This window comes from Pseudomonas sp. NUPR-002, from assembly GCF_056322725.1.
In genome coordinates this window covers 4,011,446-4,030,867 of record NZ_CM150476.1, presented here as the reverse complement: position 1 = coordinate 4,030,867, position 19,422 = coordinate 4,011,446, and the positions used below count along the sequence as shown (strand labels likewise).

The window sequence follows — 19,422 nt, the reverse complement described above, 5'->3', positions numbered from 1 at the left end:
GGAATCTACTATGCAGGGTGGTTGTATTTTTCAATTTTTAGCTATCTTGGTTGTCGTTGTCTGAGGGGATATTGTTTGTACTGAAATATTTCTGTGGGTTTTTGTAGAAGTCTTTTGGGCTCTCAATGGTGTAGTTATTTACGGTCCAAATTCCTTTGGGTGTCAAAGGCGTTGTTGAAGGTGGACCGCTTGGGAGATCCTTCGGGATTGGAACAACTGCATCTAGGTTTCTTCTTAATTGAAAGTGCTCGGCACCATCTATTTTACTGTTGGTAGCTTCGCGCATGCTCTTGTGTAGAGCGCTTTCAGCCTCGTCAGGGGTGTCATTGTGGTTGCGCATTTTTTTCTCCGATCAAGAACTCTATGTATTTTACATCTCTCCCATTTACTATGATTGAGTCTACGTTTTTCTGGGGTTGTCGCTCGCTTCCTATTACCCAGGCAGGGTTTTTAATATGGAATATCCCGGTTTCTCTATTGGCGGGATATGATGATATATAACCGCATAGCCGATTGCCGTCATTAAGGTGCACAATGACACCTGCATCGCCTAGCTCCTTCACAATAAGGATAAAATCGTCTTGAGAGGTTTTTGTTGTAAGCTTTTTATTTCTTGCTATTTCATAAAGCTTGTCGTGGTTGGATAGGTATGCCAGCCAAACTCCGAGTGCTGTTGATAACAGTATCGATAGGATGACTGTCGCAGTCTCGCTCCAAGGTCCAAAGTCAATGTGTTTTCCTACTGAAAGGGCGAGGATTTTTGTTAGAGAGATTAAAATCTGGATTAGGCTTGTTACAATTAGTGCCTGAACGATTCTTTCTGCGTGCGAAGGTTTGGGTACCTCTGCCAGCCAATAAAAAATAGTTGACGTAAGAAAGCCGGGTAAGAGAACTTTCAATGTGGAGACTAAATCCAGTGGGATGTCGTCCATGTCGGTTAACTCTGTCTGTTGGAGGTCTACCAAGTGATTTTAGCTTGAGGGTGTAGAAAGTTCGAGGAGTCTACTGTTTCAAAAATGAGAAAATAGTTAATCAATTGTTAAGGCAGTGATACGGTTTCGACTTTCCGTTGGTTATCACATGCGAGTTCTGACTGGGGCGGTGACGTTGCTGGCGGGGTGGGTGTCGCCGAGCAGCTTGAAAGACCGCGGGTCCACTACAACCGCGGTCACCAGGAAACTCCCCAAAGCGTATTCGCTCTGCGTGCTCCCAAAGTAGCAGGATGCGTGCTCTGAAGCCGCGATATCGAAAAGCGCAGACGGCTGACGTCTGGTTTTGGAGCTAGGAAGTGCAATCACTCCAAAAGCCCCAACCAAACAGCCAGCTTTTTGTTTGCACAATAATGGCGATCAGCTATCCATACCTTATCAGCCTGTCGCTGAAACGGAGGGTGCATGAACAAATTCCTGGTTCTGGGTTTGTGCCTTGTGCTAGCCGCCTGCTCCACCATGGAGCTCACAACACTAACGGGCAACCTAGAACAGCCGGACCAGATCAGCCTGGAACGCCAGAACGAGATGATCAACGAACGCCTGCAGAGCTGTTATGACTTCTTTGGTGTGAAATCTGCCGAAGCTGAAAGAAGAGCAAGCAGTGCTTGGAAATGGACGCTAGCCGGGATCATCTCTGGTGCCGTCGTGGCTCCGGCGCTGACGGCCGCCAACGCCTCTGCCAATGCGCCCTGGATCGCTGGGTTCAGCGGGTTCGGCGGCGCTTCTGTTGCAGCGGTTAACAACGCCAATAACTTTGGCATCGGGCCAGCCTCGTCGATCGAAGGCTTGCTGGCGGTGGGCGCGGCAGTTCGTGATGACATGAGACTGGCCCTGGACGTCCATAAACCCTTTCCAGATCGCACTGAAGCAGCCGCCAGAGCATCGACCAGTTGCAGTATTCCTGCATCGGTTGATGGCTATATGAGCGCGCAGAACTCAGCGGCTCAGCAGAAGGCATTCGATGAGCAGCAAAAAGCAATGGATGCACGGCTCAGGGCGCAGGAAGATCGAATTCTGGAGTTGCAGGCCAAGCAGCGTGAGATGGAGAAAAACCGATAGAGTAGGTGGTCATGTTGCGGGCGCGGTGGGCCGCGTCGGCGGCCCTGCGTTAGCCTGCGGCTATTCCTTCATTGCAGCTAGATCCGCCTGCGCAGCGCGGCGCAATACCGCCAATGTCGCCGAGCGGGCTTCTACTTCATCCAGCACGGCTTCAACCAACGCCATGCTCATTTCCAACGATTGCTCCGTCGCCCACAACAATCCGCGTGCTTCGGCATCGACCATGTCACAGGCGTGGGCGTTGGTGTGGTAAGCGCTTTTGAGCAGGACGCAGGCATGCACCAGGGCATCTTCGGATGAGACGCCTCTGCGGACAGCGAACAGTGGATCGTGGCTGCCGTTGCAGGTACCGAAGGTGGTGCTGGTTTGGGTGGTGGAGGGTGGGGGATCGGGGACTACTTTTGTCATTGTGCAGCTCCTTTTGCTGTGGAGCTACCAACCATCGCCGCGAAACGATTTGGGTGGCAGCTGTGCGCGGGTTCGCGGACCGAGGCAAAAGGAAACCCGGCAGACTCGAAAGTCTCCCACGCACAGCCGCCATTGCACAGAAAGCGGGCACAAAAAAAGCGCCTGCAATTGTGGTGGTGTGGCGCTGTAGCGCCTTTTGCCTTACGGGCCGCGACGCCCGGTCACTGATTTGGCAGTGACTCAGGGAGGGTAGCGAGGTTGGAGGTGCGATTCAAGGGGCAATGGTTTTAGGCTTGCCCCGCGATACGCTGTGGCTGACAGGTCGCTATCGCGGGGCAAGCCCGCTCCTACCGGATCTGGTGTGCTTAGAACTCCTTGCGCACGCTCGCCACTACGGTGGCGGTGCAGACATCGTCGAAACCGTAGAAGCTGGCACATTCTGCTTGCGACAGGTCGGTGTCGATGTAGCTCAGGCCCCAGGTCAGGCCCACGAAATCGTGGGTGAATTTGGCTTCCCACTCGTGGTAGGCGTCCCGCGAGCTACCACTTGTCGACCAGTACATCGGGTCCTTGAAGTCCATCCGGCCATAGCGCAGCTCCAGGCCAACTTCCAGGGGCAGTTGGGTTTCATAGCCGACCCAGCTGTAGAGGGTGTCCTGGTCCTCACCAAACACCGTTGGCGCATCACTGGAGTAGAAAGCAGCCGCTTTGAAACCATAGGCGCTGAGCACCGCGTAGGTCTCGGACTGGTTGAAACCGCTGGTTTTGGGGTAAGCGTACTTGATGTAGCCCAGGTCCAGGGACACCGCGTCGGTGGCCTGCCAGTACCAGCCGCCGAAGTAGTCCACTTCCTGGCGGGTGGCAGTGCCGAAGCCGAAGTCGACGTTGGAGGTCCAGGCCCCCACATACAGGCCGCTCGAATGAGCCAGTACGGCACCGGCTTGGAGCGCTGGGTCGTTCTGGGTCTGCGAGATGCCACGGGTGCGGTAGTCGCTGGCGGCGGTCACGTCGAGTTTCAGAAAGATGTCATCGCTGAGCGCCAGGGCCTGGCTCTTTGGGGCGATAGCCGACAGTCCGGCCATCAGGGCGATGCTCACTGCAAGGTGCTTGCTGTTCATGGTTGCTTCTTCTTGTAATTGTTGTTGGCAGTGTTTGGGCAATAGGGGGCCGCACCGTGCCCCGGTGCGGGCACGGCGTGGCGTTTCTCAGGGGGTTATTTGCTGGGCGTGTAGACCGGTTTGCCGCCGAAGTAGGTGGCCAGTACCTGGGTTTCGCTTACGTCTTTGTCGCTGACGGCGAGCACGTCGCGATCGAGGATGACGAAGTCGGCCTGTTTGCCCTTGCTCAGGGAGCCGATCTGCTGTTCCAGGCCGATGGTCTTGGCTGCATTGATCGTGTAGGCGTACAGCATGGTCTCGCGGTCCAGGCTTTCATCGGCGTTCAGCACACCCCGGGGGCCCTCTCGGGTAGCGGCCTGGGCGATGGCCAGCCAGGGGTTTGGGCTGGAAACCGGCCAGTCGCTGGCGCCAGCGATGGTCGCGCCGTTTTTCAGCAGTGAGCGGGCCGGGTACTGATAGCGATAGGCAGCCGAGTCGACATAGTGCTTGACCATGTCCTGGGTGTACTCGTCGCCAGCGGCCCACAGCAGCTGCATCGAAGCGATGACGTTGAGCGGCTTGAAGCGGGCGAACTCTGTCGGGTTGACCAGCTGCAGGTGGGTGATCGAATGTGTAATGCCACTGTCGCCGGACTTGCGCGCCTGCTCGATGCCATTGAGTGACTCACGTACGGCGCGGTCACCGATGGCATGGATGTGCACCAGCCAGCCGCGTTTGTCGGCGGCGGTAACCAGCTCGCCGAAGTGCTCCGGGTCCAGCAGCAGTTCTCCGCTTTTGTGGCTGTTGCTGTAGTGGTCGAGCAGGGCTGCGCTCTGCGCTGGAAATTCCAGCACGCCGTCGGCGAACACCTTGATCCCGGGCAGGGTCAGATTGGGAATACCAGTGAATTGCTGGCGCACTTTGTCGATGACTTCCAGGTCAGCCGGACGGCTCTTCGGGTTAACCACCAGCAGGGCGGCCACGTGTGCGGTCAGCTCGCCGTTCTCCGCCAACGCCTTGTAGGCCGGCAGCACACCCACGGTTTTCTCCGTCGGCTTGATAGCGAACAACGCTTCGCCGGGCGCGCCATTGGCGGCCGGGTCCATCCAGGCGGTGATGCCGAAGCTGTTGTTGTAGCGCACAGCGGCTTGGGCTGCGTGCAGCAGGCCGGCGGCGTCGACTGGCGGCAGTGCTGCGGCGACACGGTCCCAGCCTGCATCCACCAGGAAACCGCTAGGTTCGCCATTGCTCAGGGTGCCGATGGTGGAGCGGTCGGCCTTGCTCAGGCTGGCAACCAGTGCTTTGTCGATCCCGGCGCGTTTGAGCATGGCGTTGTTGGCCCAGGCGGTATGGTGGTCGCCGCCAACGAAGACGATCGGGGTGTTCGTCCACTCGCCGTGGTTGAAGCGCTTGCCGAACGCTTCGGCTTTGGCCCAGTCGCTGGAGTTCATGCCCACCACCTGAAGGAACTCGCCGAGCTTGGCGCGGCCATCGGCGCGCCAATTGCGCAGACGCTTTTCCAGCTCGTCGACGCTGACCGATTCGCCTTCCATGTTGGCCGCCGCTAGTTCCAGGCCGCCGAACACCGAGTGAGAGTGGGAGTCGATCAGGCCGGGCGTGACACGCTTGCCTGCAAGGTCGATCACCTGGGTGGCATTGTCGGCGAAGCTGCGTACCTGAGCGTCGCTCCCCACGGCCACGATCTTGCCCTCGTCGATGGCGATGGCCTGAACCTGCGGATGGGTATGGTCGGCGGTGAAGATCTTGCCGTTGACCAGTATCAGGTCTGCCGCTGCCATGGATTCCGATGAGGAAAAACTGACTGCCAGTGCCATTAGCGCCGGAACGAAGCGAATCATATGCTGCTCTCTTGTAGTTATTGGCGATGGCGAGATTATCTGTGTCATGCTGTTTCCAGAATGACCACTTTGCTAAAAAGCGTTTTGCTGGTTTGGAAAAAATATGGACACACTCGGTGCAATATCGATGTTTGTTGCCACGGCTGACCAAGGCAGTTTCAGTCGTGCCGCAGAACTGCTGGGCAAAACGCCGTCGGCCCTGACCAAGTCTGTCAGCATGCTGGAGAAGCAGCTGGGTACCCTGCTATTCGAGCGCAGCACCCGGCGCATTGTGCTCACGGAATCGGGCCGCCTCTATCTGGAAACGGCTCGACAGGTGCTGCGCAGCCTGCATGAGGCAGGGGAGGAGATCAGCCAACTGCACCAAGGCTTGTCCGGCACGTTGCGGCTGACCGCGCCCCTGGCATTCGAACGTGCATTCTTGAGTGAAGTGTGTGCCGGCTTTCTGGAGCAATACCCGGATATCCAGTTGCGCGTCGATCTGTCCGATGACTTTGTCGACCTGATCGATGCTGGCTACGACCTGGGCATACGTCAGGGGCGCAGCGATTTGCCGGGGTTGATAGGGCGAGTTGTTGGCAAAAACCGCATCTACCTGTGTGCCAGTCCACACTACGTCGCGCGCAATCCGCTGCCGCTGTCGCCGCAAACCATCGACCAGCACGACTGGCTCAAGTACGTTCACTCCGCGTTGGATGTGAAGTATTGGTGGGCCCAGTCGCAGACCGGGCGCATTCGCTTGAGCTATCCACACAAGGCCCGCCTGGAAAGCGACAGCTATGACCTGCTGCTGCAAAATGCATTGGCCGGGCGTGGCATCTTGCATACACCGCAATGGAGTGTGGAGAGGTATTTGCGCGATGGACGCCTGGTGCGTCTGATGGAGGATTACATCATCGAGCCGGAAGCCTTCGGTGATGACATTCTGGCGGTCTATCCCAGCCATCATCGCGCTAGCCGCAAGGTACTCGCCTTTATCGATTACCTGAGCAGCTATCTGGCAACGCTGAATAGTGTCTGACCGGGCTGCGGCAGGAAACCGTTATGGTGCAAGCAACATGAATCGAATATCCGCGCGGATGCTGCCTGCTCGCCGGGCAGGCGCGCTACTGTGCTCGCTGTTGCTGTGGGCGTCGTTCGGCAGTCACTGTCTTGCTGCTGGTGGTACCCGAGAATTGCGGGTGTACAACTGGGTCGAATACTTGCCGCAGTCGGTGCTGGAGGATTTTCAGCGTCGCACCGGGATCAAGGTCACCTATGACGTGTACGACACTGGCGAGGTGCTTGAGGCCAAGCTGCTGGTGGGCAACTCGGGCTACGATATCGTCTTCCCTTCGCACAACCAGTTGCCCAAGCTGATTCAGGCCGGAGCCCTGGAGCCGCTCGACAAGGCCAGGCTACCGAATTGGTCGCACCTGGATCCGGCATTTATGGCGGAGCTGGCGCGCATGGACCCCGGTAATAGGTATGCCGTCCCCTATCTCTGGGGCACCACCACGTTCGGCTACAACGTCGAAGCGGTGAAGAAGGTACTGGGGCATGATTTTTCCGCGACCGAGTCCTGGGATGCGATTTTCAAACCAGAGAACATGTCTCGTCTCAGCGCCTGCGGCGTGGCGTTTCCCGACTCGGGGGCCGAGGTCTACGCGCTGGCCCTCAACTACCTGGGGCTGAACCCCGCCAGCACCACTGCGGATGACTACCAGAAGGCGCAACAGCTGTTGAAGCAGTTGCGCCCGAACATCAAGTATTTTCACTCTTCGCGCTTTATGACCGACCTCGCTTCCGGCGATATCTGCGTGGCTGTCGGGTATTCAGGAGGGCTGATGTTAGCCAAGGCGACTGCAGAGGCTGCGCATAACGGCGTGCAGATAACGTTGGCTTCACCCCGCGAAGGCGCGCTCATGTGGGCAGACAATATGGCGATTGCGCAGGGGGCAAAGAACAAGACCGAGGCAGAAGCGTTCATCAATTACATCCTGGAGCCCAGTGTTATTGCCAGTGTATCTGCGCAGATTGGCTATCCGAATGCCAATGCGGACTCTTTGAAGTATGCTGATCCGAAGGTGATTGCGCAGAAAGGCTTGCTGATGCCTACCCGGGAGCAGGGCGGTTTGTTCTTGCAGCAGCCGATGCCGCCGGCTGTCGAGCGGCTTATCACTCGACTATGGATGGGGCTGCGTAATGGCAAGTGAGGGCGGGCGGCGCTATCGCGGGGCAAGCCCGCTCCTACTGCCCAATCCCTTCCGGTAGGAGCGGGCTTGCCCCGCGATGGCCAACACTACCAAAACAAACAATGGATCAGTCCACACCGCGAACAACCAATCGCACGACTGCCCCACCTCAGTGAGTTGGCCAATTGTCTTCGTTTGGCGATGCACGAATCGCTTGCGGTGTGTACTGTGGTGAAGATCCTTGTTTTACATCGCATCGCGGGGCAAGCCCGCTCCCACCGGGTCGTTCACGGGTTGCGTGCGCGATACGTTTAGGCCCAGCAGGCCGCCGATCACCAGTGCAGCAGCCATGAAGTACATCGCCGCATGGGTGCTTCCGGTGAGCTGGGTCAGCCAGCCCACGGCCATGGTGCTGAAGAATCCGGCCACATTGCCCAGCGAGTTGATCAAGGCTATGCCCGCTGCCGCCGCCGCGCCGCCAATCACTGCGGTGGGCATGCCCCAGAACACCGGCAAGCTGCTGATCATCGCCGCGGTACCGATGGTAAGGCCGATCATCGACAGCACCAGGCTACCGCCGAACAGGGTGCCGAACACTACTCCGGCACCGCCGATGAAGGCGCAGATTGCCAGGTGCCAGCGGTACTCGCGAAGCCGGTCTGAGCTGCGGCCAACCAGCACCATGCTGACCGCCGCCACCGAGTAGGGGATTGCTGTCAGTACGCCAATCGCCCATGGCTCGGCGATGCCGCTGTTGCGGATGATGGTCGGCATCCAGAAGCTGATGACGTACTGCCCCAGTACCAGGCAAAAATACACCCCACCCAGCAGCCACACTTTCGGGTTCAGCAAGCCGTCGCGCAGCCGGTGGCCAGACTTGGTCATGGCTTCGCGATCCAGCGCCGCCTGCATCCCGCGCTTTTCTTCGGGGCTCAGCCAGTGGGCATCGGCAATGCGGTCACGTAGCAGGTAGAACACTGCAGCACCCAACACCACCGCAGGCAAGCCTTCGATGACGAACAGCCACTGCCAGCCGGCATAGCCTGCAACACCGTCGAAATGCTGCATGATCAAACCGGAAATCAGCGAACCGAGCATGCTCGAAATCGGCAGGGCGGCAATGAACAGTGAAATCATCACGCCCCGGCGGTGGCTGGGAAACCAGGTGGTGAGGTAGAAGATGATCCCGGGAAAGAAGCCGGCTTCGGCAATACCGATCAGAAAGCGCAGCACGTAGAAGGTCATCGGTGTTTCGATGAACATCATCGCCGCCGACAGCAACCCCCAGGTCATCATGATCCGTGCGATCCAGCGGCGGGCGCCAAATTTGTGCAGGGCGATGTTGCTGGGAATCTCAAACAGCAGGTAGCCGAAAAAGAACACACCGGCGCCCAGGCCGTATACCGCCTCGCTGAACTTCAGGTCATCGAGCATCTGCAGTTTGGCAAAGCCGACGTTGACCCGGTCAAGGTAGGCCACCAGGTAGCAAACAATCAGCAGCGGAATGATCCGCCACGCGGTTTTACGGTAGGCGCCCTGCAGGGCGGCGTCCGGCATGCTCTGGGCAAGTGGGGGTAGGGTGGTCATCTCGAGCCTCTTTTTTGTTGTTGTAGGGCGATCCTGAAATGGCAGTACAACGGGTCAGAGCGCGCGGCCTCCCGGCCATTCACCGCACGCGCACATGTCCCGGACAACGTCGCGGATCAACTCGCTGATCAGCGTTTTAAGGCGGCTGGCAGGCATCGAGGCGCAACTGCAAATGCCCAGGGTGCGCGACAGTCCTTCAGCGGCAATCCGGTGCGCCACCAGGCGCCCGTCATCGATTTCGCGCATGGCCAGGTTCAACGGCATGATGGTGTGACCGATACCAGCCTCTACCGCGCTTTTGAGGATGTGTACGGAGTTGACCTCCATGGCGATCTCTCCCACGCTCAGCCCGTGCTGGGCCACCGCTCGTTCAATCAAGGTACGGGTGCTGTGGCCGTGGGCCTGGCTTGGGAACACCAGCGGCCGGGCCAGCGCCTGCTGCAGCGACACGTCACCGGCAGGTGGCGCATCCGGCGCATGGGCGCGGTGGATCAGGTAGAAGTCTTCTTCGATCAAGGCACTGAACAGCACCTGTTCGGGCAAGTCGGCGCTGGTAAACAGGGCGAGGTCCACGCGGCCACGGATTAGTTGATCCATGACGTTGCCGGTCAGCTCTTCATTGAGGTGAAACGCGACCTGCGGGTAGCGCGCCGCCACCGTTCGCATCAACGGCATGGCGAGGATGGTCGCGACGCTTTGCGGCAACGCCACGATAATCGAGCCGCTGACCGCGTCCGGGCTGCTGGTGACGGCGGCCCGGGCATCGACCAGGTGTTTGAGCATGCCTTGGGCATACTCGTAGAACACCTTGCCGGCTTCGCTGGCGACCACACCATTGTGGCTGCGATGAAACAGCTGCACCCCCAGTTCGTCCTCCAGCGCCGATATCTGTTTGCTCAGGGCCGATTGCGCCACATGCACCTGGCGCGCGGCTTGGGACAGGCTGCCGCAATCAATCACGGCAACAAAGTACTTGATCTGGCGGATTTCCATGTGGGCTTCCTGCATCACGGGGGCGTACGGGGCCGCTGATGGTACAGCGCGTCAGCCTGCGATGGGGCCGCGAGGAAAGATCTTCCCAGGGTTCATCAGTTGTTTGGGGTCCAGTGCGGCCTTGATCGCCTTCATGGTGTCCACCGCGTTTTCCCCGTGTTCAACCGCCATGAAGTGCTGCTTGGTCAGGCCGATGCCATGCTCGCCGGTGCAACTGCCGTTCATGGCGATCGCGCGTTCGGCCAGTCGGTGAGCGGCTGCTTCAGCGCGTTCGACTTCGGCATGATCATCAGGGTCGACCAGAATCAGCGCGTGGAAATTGCCATCGCCGACATGGCCGAAGATCGGTGCCAGCAAGCCGTTTTGCGCAAGGTCTGCCGCGGTGGCTTCAATGCAATCGGCCAGGCGCGAAATCGGCACCACGGCGTCGGTGGTCAGGGCACGGCAACCGGGACGCAGGGCCAGGGCGGCGAAATAGCCGTCGTGGCGCGCTTGCCACAAGCGGCTACGGTCTTCCGGATGTACCGCCCATTCGAAATCCAGGCCTTGGTGTTCGTCGGCAACCATGCGTACGGTTTCAAGCTGCTCCTTCACACCGGCTTCGGAGCCGTGCAGTTCGAACAGCAACGAGGGCACTTCGCGCAATTGCGTTTTGCTGTAGGCGTTGAGGGCGCGCATGGTCAAGGCGTCGAGCAGCTCGATACGGGCGATGGGCACGCCCAGCTGGATGATCTGGATCACCGCGCGTACGGCATGATCGACACTGGGGAAGCGGCACACCGCTGCCGAAATGGCCTCGGGGATCGGGTGCAGCTTGACGGTCAGCTCGGCGATGGTCGCCAGGGTGCCGCCCGAGCCCACCAGCAAATGGGTCAGGTCGTAGCCGGCAGACGATTTGCGTGCCCGGCCACCGGTATTGATCACACGCCCGTCGGCCAGCACTGCAGTCATGCCCAGCACGTTTTCACGCATGGTGCCGTAGCGCACAGCGTTGGTGCCGGAGGCGCGGGTTGCGGCCATGCCGCCCAGCGAAGCATCGGCGCCAGGGTCGATGGGAAAGAACAGCCCGGTGCCATGCAAGGCGGCGTTGAGCTGCTTGCGGGTCACGCCCGGTTGTACCGTGGCATCCATGTCATCGACGCGAATCTCGACAATCTGGTTCATGCCTGAGACGTCAATGCTCACGCCGCCGTGTGTGGCCTGCAACCAGCCTTCCAGGGAGGTGCCGCTGCCATAGGCGATCATCGGCACATCGTGACGGTAGCAGGTAGTGCTGATGCTGACGATTTCGTCGAGGCTGTTGGCGTAAGCAACGGCATCTGGCGGAAGTGGGTCGAGGGCGGAAATATCGCTGCCATGGTGCTCGCGCACGCTGGCGGAGGTGGAGAACCGGTCACCGAGCAACAAGCGCAGGTCATCACACAGGGAGTGGGGAAGGGGCATCGGGCAGTCTCCGGTTCTTGTTCGCCGCGTAAGGTGGGCGGCATTTGTAGGGAGTTGTGGTGCATGTTAGGCAGGCTTTGGCCAACACCCGTAGTGCTGATTTCAGATGGAGCCATCTGTTCAAGAGATGGCCTTGTGGCGGGTCAGCTCGGCCAGCTCTTTATCCGAAACACATTCGGTTTCCTGAGGATGCTCTCCACGCTGCGTAGCAGGCTGTAGAATTGTCTGAAATTTCTGAATGAGTCTAAGGAGTTAGGGTGAGGGGTCTGGAAAAATTCTTGTCGCTGCAGTTTTTGCTGACAGTGGCCTTCATTGCGCTGGGCGCCTTTCTTCACCGCGCAGGCCATGTGGGCTTTTCGGGGATGCTGATCATCATGATGCTGCCGAACATCGTCTTCACGATCATCAGAATCAGAAACCAGAAGAAGACGCAGCAGTCGCGGTGAGTAGCAGCCACCGCGTTTGCTTGTTCAGAAGACATGTAATCGGCGCTCTGTCAGCATAAGAGAGTGTTTGGGCAGATGCTGATCACAGGGAAAGTGAGCGATATGCAAGGCAACGAGCCAAACCGGGAAGCCCGGTGGAAAGCCTATTACCAGCACCATCAGGATCGTCCTGCTTCAGCGCTGCTGTGCGCAGCACTCGATGTGCTCGGCCCGCAAACAGGACCTGGGCAAGCAGTGGACCTGGGCTGTGGTGCTGGCAATGAAACGCGCGCGTTGCTTCAGGCGGGCTGGCAGGTGCTGGCGCTGGACCAGGAGCCGGCTGCAATCGAATGGGTACAGGCGATCGGCGCAGAGCATCCGGGTGCAAGGCTGCAGACCGCGCTGCAACGCTTCGAGACGCTGGAAACGCTGCCGCCGTCGTCGCTGATCCACGCCGGTATGGCCTTGCCCTTCTGCCATCCGGATCACTTTGCACAGTTCTGGTCAGTGGTGACCTCTGCATTGTTGCCGGGCGGGGTTTTCGTCGGGCAACTCTTCGGTGACAGGGATGGGTGGGCGTCAGACCCGAGCAGAACGTTCCATTCTGAATCACAGGCACGTGCGCTCTTTCGCGGGCTTGGTGTGCAGACCTTTGAGGTCCATGAATATGACGGGTCCAGTTTGCGGGGTACCAAGCATTGGCATCGCTTCGATTTTATTGCTCAGAAGTTGGCATCGAATTAACGCGCATGAAGATGCGGATGTTTGTAAAAGATCATGCCCGTTGTAAGTAAGGAGAGGACGTATGGTTCGCCGCACCCGCGCCGAAATGGAAGAAACCAGAGCCACATTGCTGAGCACTGCCCGCAAGGTCTTCAGCGAACATGGCTACATGGCAACCTCAATGGACGACCTCACCGAGCAGGCAGGTCTGACCCGTGGCGCGCTCTATCACCACTTCGGTGACAAAAAGGGCTTGCTGGCGGCCGTGGTGGAGCAGATCGACGCTGAAATGGATCAACGCCTGCAAGCCATTTCCGACACGGCGCAAAACGCCTGGGAAGGCTTTCACAGCCGTTGCCGCGCTTATCTGCAGATGGCGCTGGAGCCGGAAATCCAGCGTATCGTGCTGCGCGATGCGAGGGCGGTGCTGGGCGGCGCCTCGCCGGACGCGCAACGTCATTGCGTCGAGTCGATGCAACTCCTGATCGAAAGCCTTATCGAACAAGGTGTGGTGGCCAAGGCTGACCCGCAGGCGCTGGCCTCGCTGATTTACGGCAGCCTGGCCGAAGCAGCGTTCTGGATCGCCGAGGGCGAAGACGGCAGTGCGAGGCTGGCGCAAAGTGTTGCCGCGCTGGAATTGCTGCTACGTGGGCTATTGGTTCGGCAATAACCCTGCCAGAGCAAGGGCGCTGACCAGTCCCTGGCGGGCTGGGCCAGATTGGACTATTGCTTGTTTCTCAGCCAAACCGCTCAAGGAGCATGAAATGAAACGACTACTGCTTGTCGCTTTGCTGGCAGCTTCTGGTGCTGCTCAAGCGGGCATACCGCTGCTCAACGCAACCTGCCCCGGAAACATCGAGGTCCACGCTGACCAGGGCGGGCCGATCTATATCAATGGCAAAGAAGGCAAGTTGAAAAAATTCAACGACAACGCCTTCGAAGCCCGATCGGAAGGGGTGACCATCTCGCTGACGATCATGCCTGACGGTACCCCCGATGTTTCGTATACCGGCAAGAACAAAGCCAATGGGGTTTGCCAAGTGAAAGAGTAGGAAGTAACCAAAGGGCAAGGATTTACAAGGCCATGAGCACCATTGGGTTTTATGAAGATGATGAAGGGATGTGCTGCGACATCCTGTTGGAGTCGTTTGGACCTGAACCCGTCCAGGTCATCAACCTTGAATGCTATGCACTGGAAGAAAAATTCAAAGGTGATGTGAGCTACCTTGTTGATCATCAATGGGGTGTGCGCCGGGCGGTGTTTGAGGCGGCGGCGGGTTATGTGCGAAGCCAATACAACGCTGATGACTGCAGCTTCAGCCTCATGAAGATCTATGTATCCCATGACCAGACACAAACGTTTGGTCTGTTGTTCCGCTGGGATGGCGATGCAGAACATGGTATCGGCGTGAGCATCAAAGTCGACAAAGTGGTCAAGGTTGGCCCGGCAGAAGTCTCTTTTATATAGCGTTGTTGCTGGCAGGTTGCGGCCCTTGATGCGCTGGAGGCTTTTTCACGCACAGGGCTTGGAGCAACGTCTGCTCAGCGGTTCGCGTCATCCACTCACTACAGGGAGAAACACGAGTGAAGCATGTGCAGTTACTGGACAAACTGGCCGCCAAACATCTTGTACAGACACTGGACGAGGATATTGCGCGACTGGTCTGGTTGGCGATGGCAATGGAGAAACACAGTGAGCAGGCTTCCCGAATCGACGCTGTGCTGCCACCTCTATTGGCACGCTGGAATTCGGTGTTTCAGGCAGATGAACAACAGGTAGCGCCGCTGTACCGGCACAAGGCCTGGCTTGCACTGGCAACGCTGCTGCACAAATACGGTCTTGCGGATCACGCCATCACCACGCAGGCGTTGGCGGCCTTCAATGAACTGAATCGCGCAGTCGCGCTGGACGACAGCTTTTATCGCCGTTCGGACGAATTCATTTCCGACCTGCAATCGCCTCCCGCCGCGCTTGCCCGCAAGCCTTCCTTACCTGACGACACCACCTTCTACCGTGCGCGTGACGTGATTGCCATTGAGCTTGATGGCCGTTTCCACGCTGCCTACGTGCACCGGCTGGCGCGCATCAATGAGAGCCCGATTATTGAGTTTTATGCGGGAACCTTCGACCATGTGCCGACGCTGGAAGCGCTTGAGCAGCTGCCAGCCCAAGGGCAGACGTATAACAATGGCACGCAGCGTCGAAGCCTTCACTCGGTCAGCGGCATCAAGTTTCAGCCTGATCCCGCCAACCAGATCACGCTCGTCGCTGCGTGCATTACCTCCCCACCTGATAGCAGCCATCTGGCGCCACCGGTGGGGCTGCACAGCGTCTCTGATATTTTCAAAATCCAGGACACGATCCGCGTTTTGTTCAACGCGCGCGCCTAGCCTGAGCGCAACGTCCAGCGGCTGTCAGGCAACCACTTCATCCTTCCACTGTGCCGGTGCCGCCGTTGGCTCCGGCAGGCCTGCGGTTTCAGTGCGCCGGGACTCGGCCTCGATGTCGTGCGCGCTGCGGTGACGGTAGTCCTGATGCAGCCAGCGAACGAAGCCACAGGCCATCACCACCAGCAGGAAGAAAAACGGAATCGAGGTGAGGATGACCGAGGTTTTCACCGTCTTCAGCGACAGGTGGTTGGCGATCATGGTCAGCGGCACCAGGGCCAGCATCACGCACCAGAACAAGCGCAGGAACGGCGATGGATCACGCCCATCAGGCAGGTTGCGGGTGGTGGCAGCAGCAACGGTGTAGGCCGAGGCATCGACGTGAGAGGCGAGGAAGATGACCATCACGAACAGGTAGAACGCCGTAGCCAGCGCTGACAGCGGAAAGCCGTTCAACAGCTGGGTAATCGCCACTTCGCCACCCTGGCTGGCGACTACGGCAGGTACGTCGAGGGTGCCTTTGAGCAGTTGGTCGATGCCATAGCCACTGAGGCTGCCGAAGATCGCCCAGCAACTGACGCTGCCACCGAGCAACAGTGCGGCAGAGACTTCTTTCAAGGTGCGGCCACGGGACACGCGGGCGACGAAGATCGACACCGCCGGGGTGTAGGAAATCGCCCAGAACCAGTAGAACACCGTCCAGTTGCGGGTGAACTCGCCATCCCCGGCCGGGTCGGTGAACAGGCTCATGTGCAGGAAGTTGGAGAACATCAGGCCAACGCCGTTGACCGTGTTCTTGACGATGAACCCGGTTGGCCCCACCACCAGCACCGCCAGCGCGCAGAACAGCGCGCCCCAGCAGACCATGCTGGCCAGGCGTTGCATGCCACCCTCCAGGCCGATGTAGGAACTCAAGGAGAAAATGCTGGTGATCAGCAGCACGATGCCCGCCTGCATGGCGAAGGTGTTGGGCAGGCCGGTCAGGTTGGACAGGGCGTTGGAGAAAGTCTGGGTGGTCACCACCATGGTGACGGTCAGCCCGCCGAAGGTACCGATCAGGAAGATGATGTCGATCAGACGCCCGAGCGGGCCGCTGGCCTTGATGCCAGTCACCGCTTCGATGATCCCGGCCAGACTCAATGTGCTGTGTTTGCGCACGTGGTAGTAGTAGGCCATGGCCATGCCACCGACGGCGTAACAGGCCCAGGTGCCGAAGCCCCAGTGGAAGAAGGCATAGGCGATGCTCATGTCCAGTGCCTCAGGGCTGCGTGCGGCAATGTTGAGCCCGGGGGTGTTGTAGTAATAGGCCCATTCCACCAGGCCCCAGTACAGGGTCGCTGAACTCAGCCCGGCGCAGATGAACATGAAAATCCACGGCAGTGTCTTGAATTGCGGTTTGCCTTCACCCAGGCGAATGTTGCCGTACTTGCTGAAAATGATGAACAACGAACCGACGACAAAGGCGAGGAAAATCACTAGCACCGGGGCCACCAGCAGATCGGTGGCACGCTGGAACAACTGGCTGGCCACTTGCTCTGAGCGCGCTGGGAAGGCCGCCAGAGCAAACACCGTGAGGAAGATCGACACCACGCTGACGACAATCAGCAGCGTGTCCTTGCTTGTCCGAACGTGGGCATCCGGCGTGGCCGGACTCGCTTGAGTGGAAATTTTCATGGGATACCTTTCTATTACTGGCTGTATTGGTTTTGTTGTTTGCCTTGTCCCGGGTGCAGGGCGGCCACCCGGAACCGCTATAGAAGTGCTTGCAGGTAAGGTCAGTTGAGGTGGCTGCTCCAATCACGGATCAGTCGCCGATACAGGCGCAGGGCTTCGTCGATGCGGGCGATTTCGCAGTACTCGTCCGTCTGGTGTGCCATCTCCGGTGTGCCGGGGCCAAGGATCACGATCGGCACCCCCGGGTGCGCGTGTTGCAGCGCGCAGGCATCGGTGAAGTAGCTGGCGCCTCGCGGTTCGGGGCGTATGCCAGTTTCTTCTTCGGTGATGCGGTAAACCGCTGCTATCCAGGGGTCGCTGCTGTCGGTGTACACCGCCGGCAGGTCGAGCACCGCCTGGGCTTCGCAAATATCGGGCTGCAGCGCTGCCAGCAAGGTGTCGCGGGTATCGTCGTGCGACATGCCGGGCAGGCTGCGGATATCGACGCACAGCTCGGCCAAGTCTGGCACGACGTTGATGCTGCTGCCGGCGTGCAAGGTGCCGGCACTGATACTGGTGTTGCCCAGTACCGGATGGCGCGGCGCGGGCACCTGATAGTGCTCGAGGGTGGTCAGGGCGCGCGCTGCCTTGTACAACGCGTTGTCGCCGCGTTCGGGCATTGAGCCGTGGGCGCTTTTGCCGCGGGCGCCGAGCTTGAGCCAGAGCGCGCCCTTATGACCGATCAGCGGGTAGTTTGCAGTCATCTCACCGACGATGATCGCCCCGGCGCGATGCTGATCGACACCATCGCGCAGCAGAGCCGCCGCGCCCTGGCAGCCGGTTTCTTCGCTGGCGGTGAGCACCAACACCACACCAGGCCCGTCAGCGATCAGGCTACGCTCCTGCAGCGCCGCGGTGATGAAGGCCGCGATCCCGGCTTTCATGTCGCTGCTGCCACGGCCGTACAGGCGGCCATCGTGGATTTCACCGGCAAACGGGTCGTGCGACCACGGCGCCTTGCCCAGCGGCACGGTATCCAGATGCCCGGTGAAACACAGCGGCCGTCCCTGGCCGTTGCCCAGATAGGCCACCAGACTGGCGCGGCCGGGAGACAGCTGGTGCAGGGTGGTGGTGAACCCTGCTTGCGCCAGCAACCCGGCGAGGAACTCGGCGCAAGGCTGCTCATTGCCCGGCGGGTTGGTGGTGTCGAAGCGCAACAGCCTGCGGGTCAGATCGATTGCATCCTCGAATGGCTTCATAGCGACCTCGCATCCCCGCTGAGATCGATGGCAACCGCATCCACCTGCAGTGAGGCGCCGCCCGGCAAACCGTTGAGCCTGACCATGGAGAAGGGCGGCAAGCTGTCACCGCACAGCTGTTGCAGTGCATGGGTAAACAGCCTCATGGCCTGGTCTGGGTCGTGATCGGCCTCGCTGGCGGCGACCAGTACATGCAGGTGGGCGAGGGCGTGTGGGCCGCTGCCGACATTGCGCAGTTGCTCGGCAACACGCTGCAGCACCTGCTGACAGGCCGGTTCCAAAGCGGTGGTGTCTGCACTCTGGCCGGCCACCTGAATACTCGACCCGGCGCGTTGTGCCTGCACCCCGGCCGTCCAGTTACGATTGCCGGTGTCGGCCTGCGCTGTTTGCTGGGCGATGCCGACCTGGGCGGTGGCATCGATCTCCAGCAGCAAGCCTTCATAGAGTAGGTTGACGCCAAAGGCGGTGACCGCTGGCAGCGGTTCGCCGCAGGTCGTGCGCACCACGCTGAGGATGTCTTGCAGGCGCGCTTCGGCGGCCTCGTCGTCACCCTCGTGCAGGTAGCAGATCTTCAGCTGGGTCAGGTCGCTGAACGTCGCCCCGGCGTCGAGCAATACATGGCGTATATGCTCCAGCACATTCGCGGTCTGCCCGCGCAGGTCGCCCAGGCTGATCGCCTTGCCAGCGCGGTCGGCGGAGACCTGGCCGCCGACCCAGACCTGACTGCCAGAGCGCCAGCCCTGCGACAACGGCACCGGAATGCTCCAGTCCCAGCTTTTCACCGGCATGATCCGTTGCCGCTGGGCAACCGGCACGGCCAGCGCTTCGGCTTCCAGCTGGATCAGCGCGCCGCTGCAGCCCATGCCCTGAACGCGAACCGCGGTGGCGGCGGGGCCGGGGTCGGGGAAGTACTGCAGGCGCACCCGGGTCATCTTCTCCCAGTACACCGTGGCATCGGCTTCTTCGCCTTCGTAGACGTAATAGGTATTGAGGCGCACCAAATCGGCCATGCGCAGGCCTGCCGCCTCCAGCGCGGCTTTCAAGTTGCGGAATACCGCGTGGGTCTGGGCTTCGATATCGCCCGCGCCGATCAGCGTGCCGGCCGCGTCGAGCGGCAGTACACCGCCGACGAACAGTTGTTGGCCGAAACGTCGATAACGGTAGGGTTGCAGGGGCAAAAGCGCGGAAAGGGGCACTGCGGTGCTGAGGTCGGACATGGCGTTGCTCCCGTTGCCCGGCCTGGGCCAAAGTTGCTGGGCCAGTGGGGCACTCATCAGGTTGGCTTGGTTGTCTCGCCCCTGACTCTAGAGAAGCCGATACTTCGGAAGAATAGCCGGTTCATGAAGTTGACTTCGGCGATTC

General features: G+C 59.6%; 20 protein-coding genes. 9 read left to right on the top strand and 11 right to left on the bottom strand.

Going from position 1 to position 19,422, the window contains the following annotated elements:
* Positions 1 to 37 precede the first annotated feature (37 nt).
* Both ACVWSC_RS18295 and ACVWSC_RS18290 read right to left on the bottom strand, forming a co-directional pair.
* On the bottom strand, positions 38 to 340 hold the full coding sequence (locus tag ACVWSC_RS18295) for a hypothetical protein (RefSeq protein WP_442108421.1): 303 nt from the start codon (positions 338 to 340) through the stop codon (positions 38 to 40).
* Complete coding sequence (locus ACVWSC_RS18290; RefSeq protein WP_442108419.1) at positions 324 to 932, bottom strand: DUF6338 family protein; 609 nt, start codon at positions 930 to 932, stop codon at positions 324 to 326. The genes ACVWSC_RS18295 and ACVWSC_RS18290 overlap by 17 nt, the downstream gene beginning before the upstream one ends.
* A 462-nt stretch (positions 933 to 1,394) precedes the next feature.
* Between ACVWSC_RS18290 and ACVWSC_RS18285 the strand changes: the two genes are divergently transcribed.
* On the top strand, positions 1,395 to 2,051 hold the full coding sequence (locus tag ACVWSC_RS18285) for a hypothetical protein (RefSeq protein ID WP_442108417.1): 657 nt from the start codon (positions 1,395 to 1,397) through the stop codon (positions 2,049 to 2,051).
* Positions 2,052 to 2,111: 60 nt separating this feature from the next.
* Here ACVWSC_RS18285 and ACVWSC_RS18280 read toward each other — a convergent pair whose 3' ends face one another.
* From ACVWSC_RS18280 to ACVWSC_RS18270, 3 genes are all read right to left on the bottom strand, one after another.
* Positions 2,112 to 2,459, bottom strand: coding sequence for a DUF6124 family protein (locus ACVWSC_RS18280; protein WP_442108415.1), 348 nt, complete (start codon positions 2,457 to 2,459; stop codon positions 2,112 to 2,114).
* A gap of 365 nt (positions 2,460 to 2,824) precedes the next feature.
* Positions 2,825 to 3,577 (bottom strand): TorF family putative porin, encoded by a 753-nt coding sequence (locus ACVWSC_RS18275; protein ID WP_442108413.1) that lies wholly within the window; start codon positions 3,575 to 3,577, stop codon positions 2,825 to 2,827.
* 95 nt (positions 3,578 to 3,672) lie between these two features.
* Complete coding sequence (locus ACVWSC_RS18270) at positions 3,673 to 5,415, bottom strand: amidohydrolase (protein WP_442108411.1); 1,743 nt, start codon at positions 5,413 to 5,415, stop codon at positions 3,673 to 3,675.
* Between the two features lie 103 nt (positions 5,416 to 5,518).
* On the opposite strand from ACVWSC_RS18270, the gene ACVWSC_RS18265 reads away from it, so the two are divergent.
* Together ACVWSC_RS18265 and ACVWSC_RS18260 are read left to right on the top strand one after the other, a co-directional pair.
* On the top strand, positions 5,519 to 6,436 hold the full coding sequence (locus ACVWSC_RS18265) for a LysR family transcriptional regulator (protein ID WP_442108409.1): 918 nt from the start codon (positions 5,519 to 5,521) through the stop codon (positions 6,434 to 6,436).
* A gap of 58 nt (positions 6,437 to 6,494) precedes the next feature.
* Positions 6,495 to 7,610, top strand: a complete 1,116-nt coding sequence (locus ACVWSC_RS18260) for a polyamine ABC transporter substrate-binding protein (RefSeq protein WP_442108407.1) — start codon at positions 6,495 to 6,497, stop codon at positions 7,608 to 7,610.
* 225 nt (positions 7,611 to 7,835) lie between these two features.
* On the opposite strand, the gene ACVWSC_RS18255 is transcribed toward ACVWSC_RS18260, so the two are convergent.
* The 3 genes from ACVWSC_RS18255 to ACVWSC_RS18245 are packed head-to-tail and all read right to left on the bottom strand — an operon-like array spanning position 7,836 to position 11,612.
* The gene (locus ACVWSC_RS18255) at positions 7,836 to 9,176 is read right to left on the bottom strand and encodes an MFS transporter (RefSeq protein ID WP_442108405.1); all 1,341 of its coding nucleotides are present in this window, start codon (positions 9,174 to 9,176) and stop codon (positions 7,836 to 7,838) included.
* Positions 9,177 to 9,230: 54 nt separating this feature from the next.
* Entirely contained in the window at positions 9,231 to 10,169 is a 939-nt protein-coding gene (locus ACVWSC_RS18250) for a LysR family transcriptional regulator (RefSeq protein ID WP_476461707.1), read from the bottom strand.
* Between the two features lie 51 nt (positions 10,170 to 10,220).
* Positions 10,221 to 11,612 carry an FAD-binding oxidoreductase gene (locus ACVWSC_RS18245; protein ID WP_442108401.1) on the bottom strand — a complete coding sequence of 464 codons (1,392 nt, stop codon included), beginning with the start codon at positions 11,610 to 11,612 and terminating at the stop codon, positions 10,221 to 10,223.
* A 278-nt stretch (positions 11,613 to 11,890) separates the two neighbouring features.
* Between ACVWSC_RS18245 and ACVWSC_RS18240 the strand changes: the two genes are divergently transcribed.
* From ACVWSC_RS18240 to ACVWSC_RS18215, 6 genes are all read left to right on the top strand, one after another.
* Positions 11,891 to 12,058, top strand: a complete 168-nt coding sequence (locus ACVWSC_RS18240) for a hypothetical protein (protein WP_442108399.1) — start codon at positions 11,891 to 11,893, stop codon at positions 12,056 to 12,058.
* A gap of 102 nt (positions 12,059 to 12,160) precedes the next feature.
* Positions 12,161 to 12,781: a class I SAM-dependent methyltransferase gene (locus ACVWSC_RS18235; RefSeq protein ID WP_442108397.1), complete on the top strand. Its 621-nt coding sequence runs from the start codon at positions 12,161 to 12,163 to the stop codon at positions 12,779 to 12,781.
* Positions 12,782 to 12,842: 61 nt separating this feature from the next.
* Positions 12,843 to 13,430, top strand: coding sequence for a TetR/AcrR family transcriptional regulator (locus ACVWSC_RS18230; RefSeq protein ID WP_442108395.1), 588 nt, complete (start codon positions 12,843 to 12,845; stop codon positions 13,428 to 13,430).
* A gap of 94 nt (positions 13,431 to 13,524) precedes the next feature.
* Positions 13,525 to 13,812 (top strand): hypothetical protein, encoded by a 288-nt coding sequence (locus tag ACVWSC_RS18225; protein ID WP_442108393.1) that lies wholly within the window; start codon positions 13,525 to 13,527, stop codon positions 13,810 to 13,812.
* Between the two features lie 32 nt (positions 13,813 to 13,844).
* A complete protein-coding gene (locus ACVWSC_RS18220) occupies positions 13,845 to 14,228 on the top strand; it encodes a hypothetical protein (protein WP_442108391.1) in 384 nt (127 codons plus the stop codon).
* A gap of 116 nt (positions 14,229 to 14,344) precedes the next feature.
* Complete coding sequence (locus ACVWSC_RS18215) at positions 14,345 to 15,151, top strand: hypothetical protein (protein ID WP_442108389.1); 807 nt, start codon at positions 14,345 to 14,347, stop codon at positions 15,149 to 15,151.
* Between the two features lie 24 nt (positions 15,152 to 15,175).
* Here ACVWSC_RS18215 and ACVWSC_RS18210 read toward each other — a convergent pair whose 3' ends face one another.
* The 3 genes from ACVWSC_RS18210 to ACVWSC_RS18200 all read right to left on the bottom strand — a co-directional run bounded on the left by ACVWSC_RS18210 (position 15,176) and on the right by ACVWSC_RS18200 (position 19,277).
* Positions 15,176 to 16,822, bottom strand: a complete 1,647-nt coding sequence (locus ACVWSC_RS18210) for a BCCT family transporter (RefSeq protein ID WP_442108387.1) — start codon at positions 16,820 to 16,822, stop codon at positions 15,176 to 15,178.
* 101 nt (positions 16,823 to 16,923) lie between these two features.
* Positions 16,924 to 18,060 carry a M20 family metallopeptidase gene (locus tag ACVWSC_RS18205; RefSeq protein WP_442108385.1) on the bottom strand — a complete coding sequence of 379 codons (1,137 nt, stop codon included), beginning with the start codon at positions 18,058 to 18,060 and terminating at the stop codon, positions 16,924 to 16,926.
* Positions 18,057 to 19,277 (bottom strand): Rid family hydrolase, encoded by a 1,221-nt coding sequence (locus tag ACVWSC_RS18200; RefSeq protein ID WP_442108383.1) that lies wholly within the window; start codon positions 19,275 to 19,277, stop codon positions 18,057 to 18,059. The genes ACVWSC_RS18205 and ACVWSC_RS18200 overlap by 4 nt, the downstream gene beginning before the upstream one ends.
* Between the last annotated feature and the right edge of the window lie 145 nt (positions 19,278 to 19,422).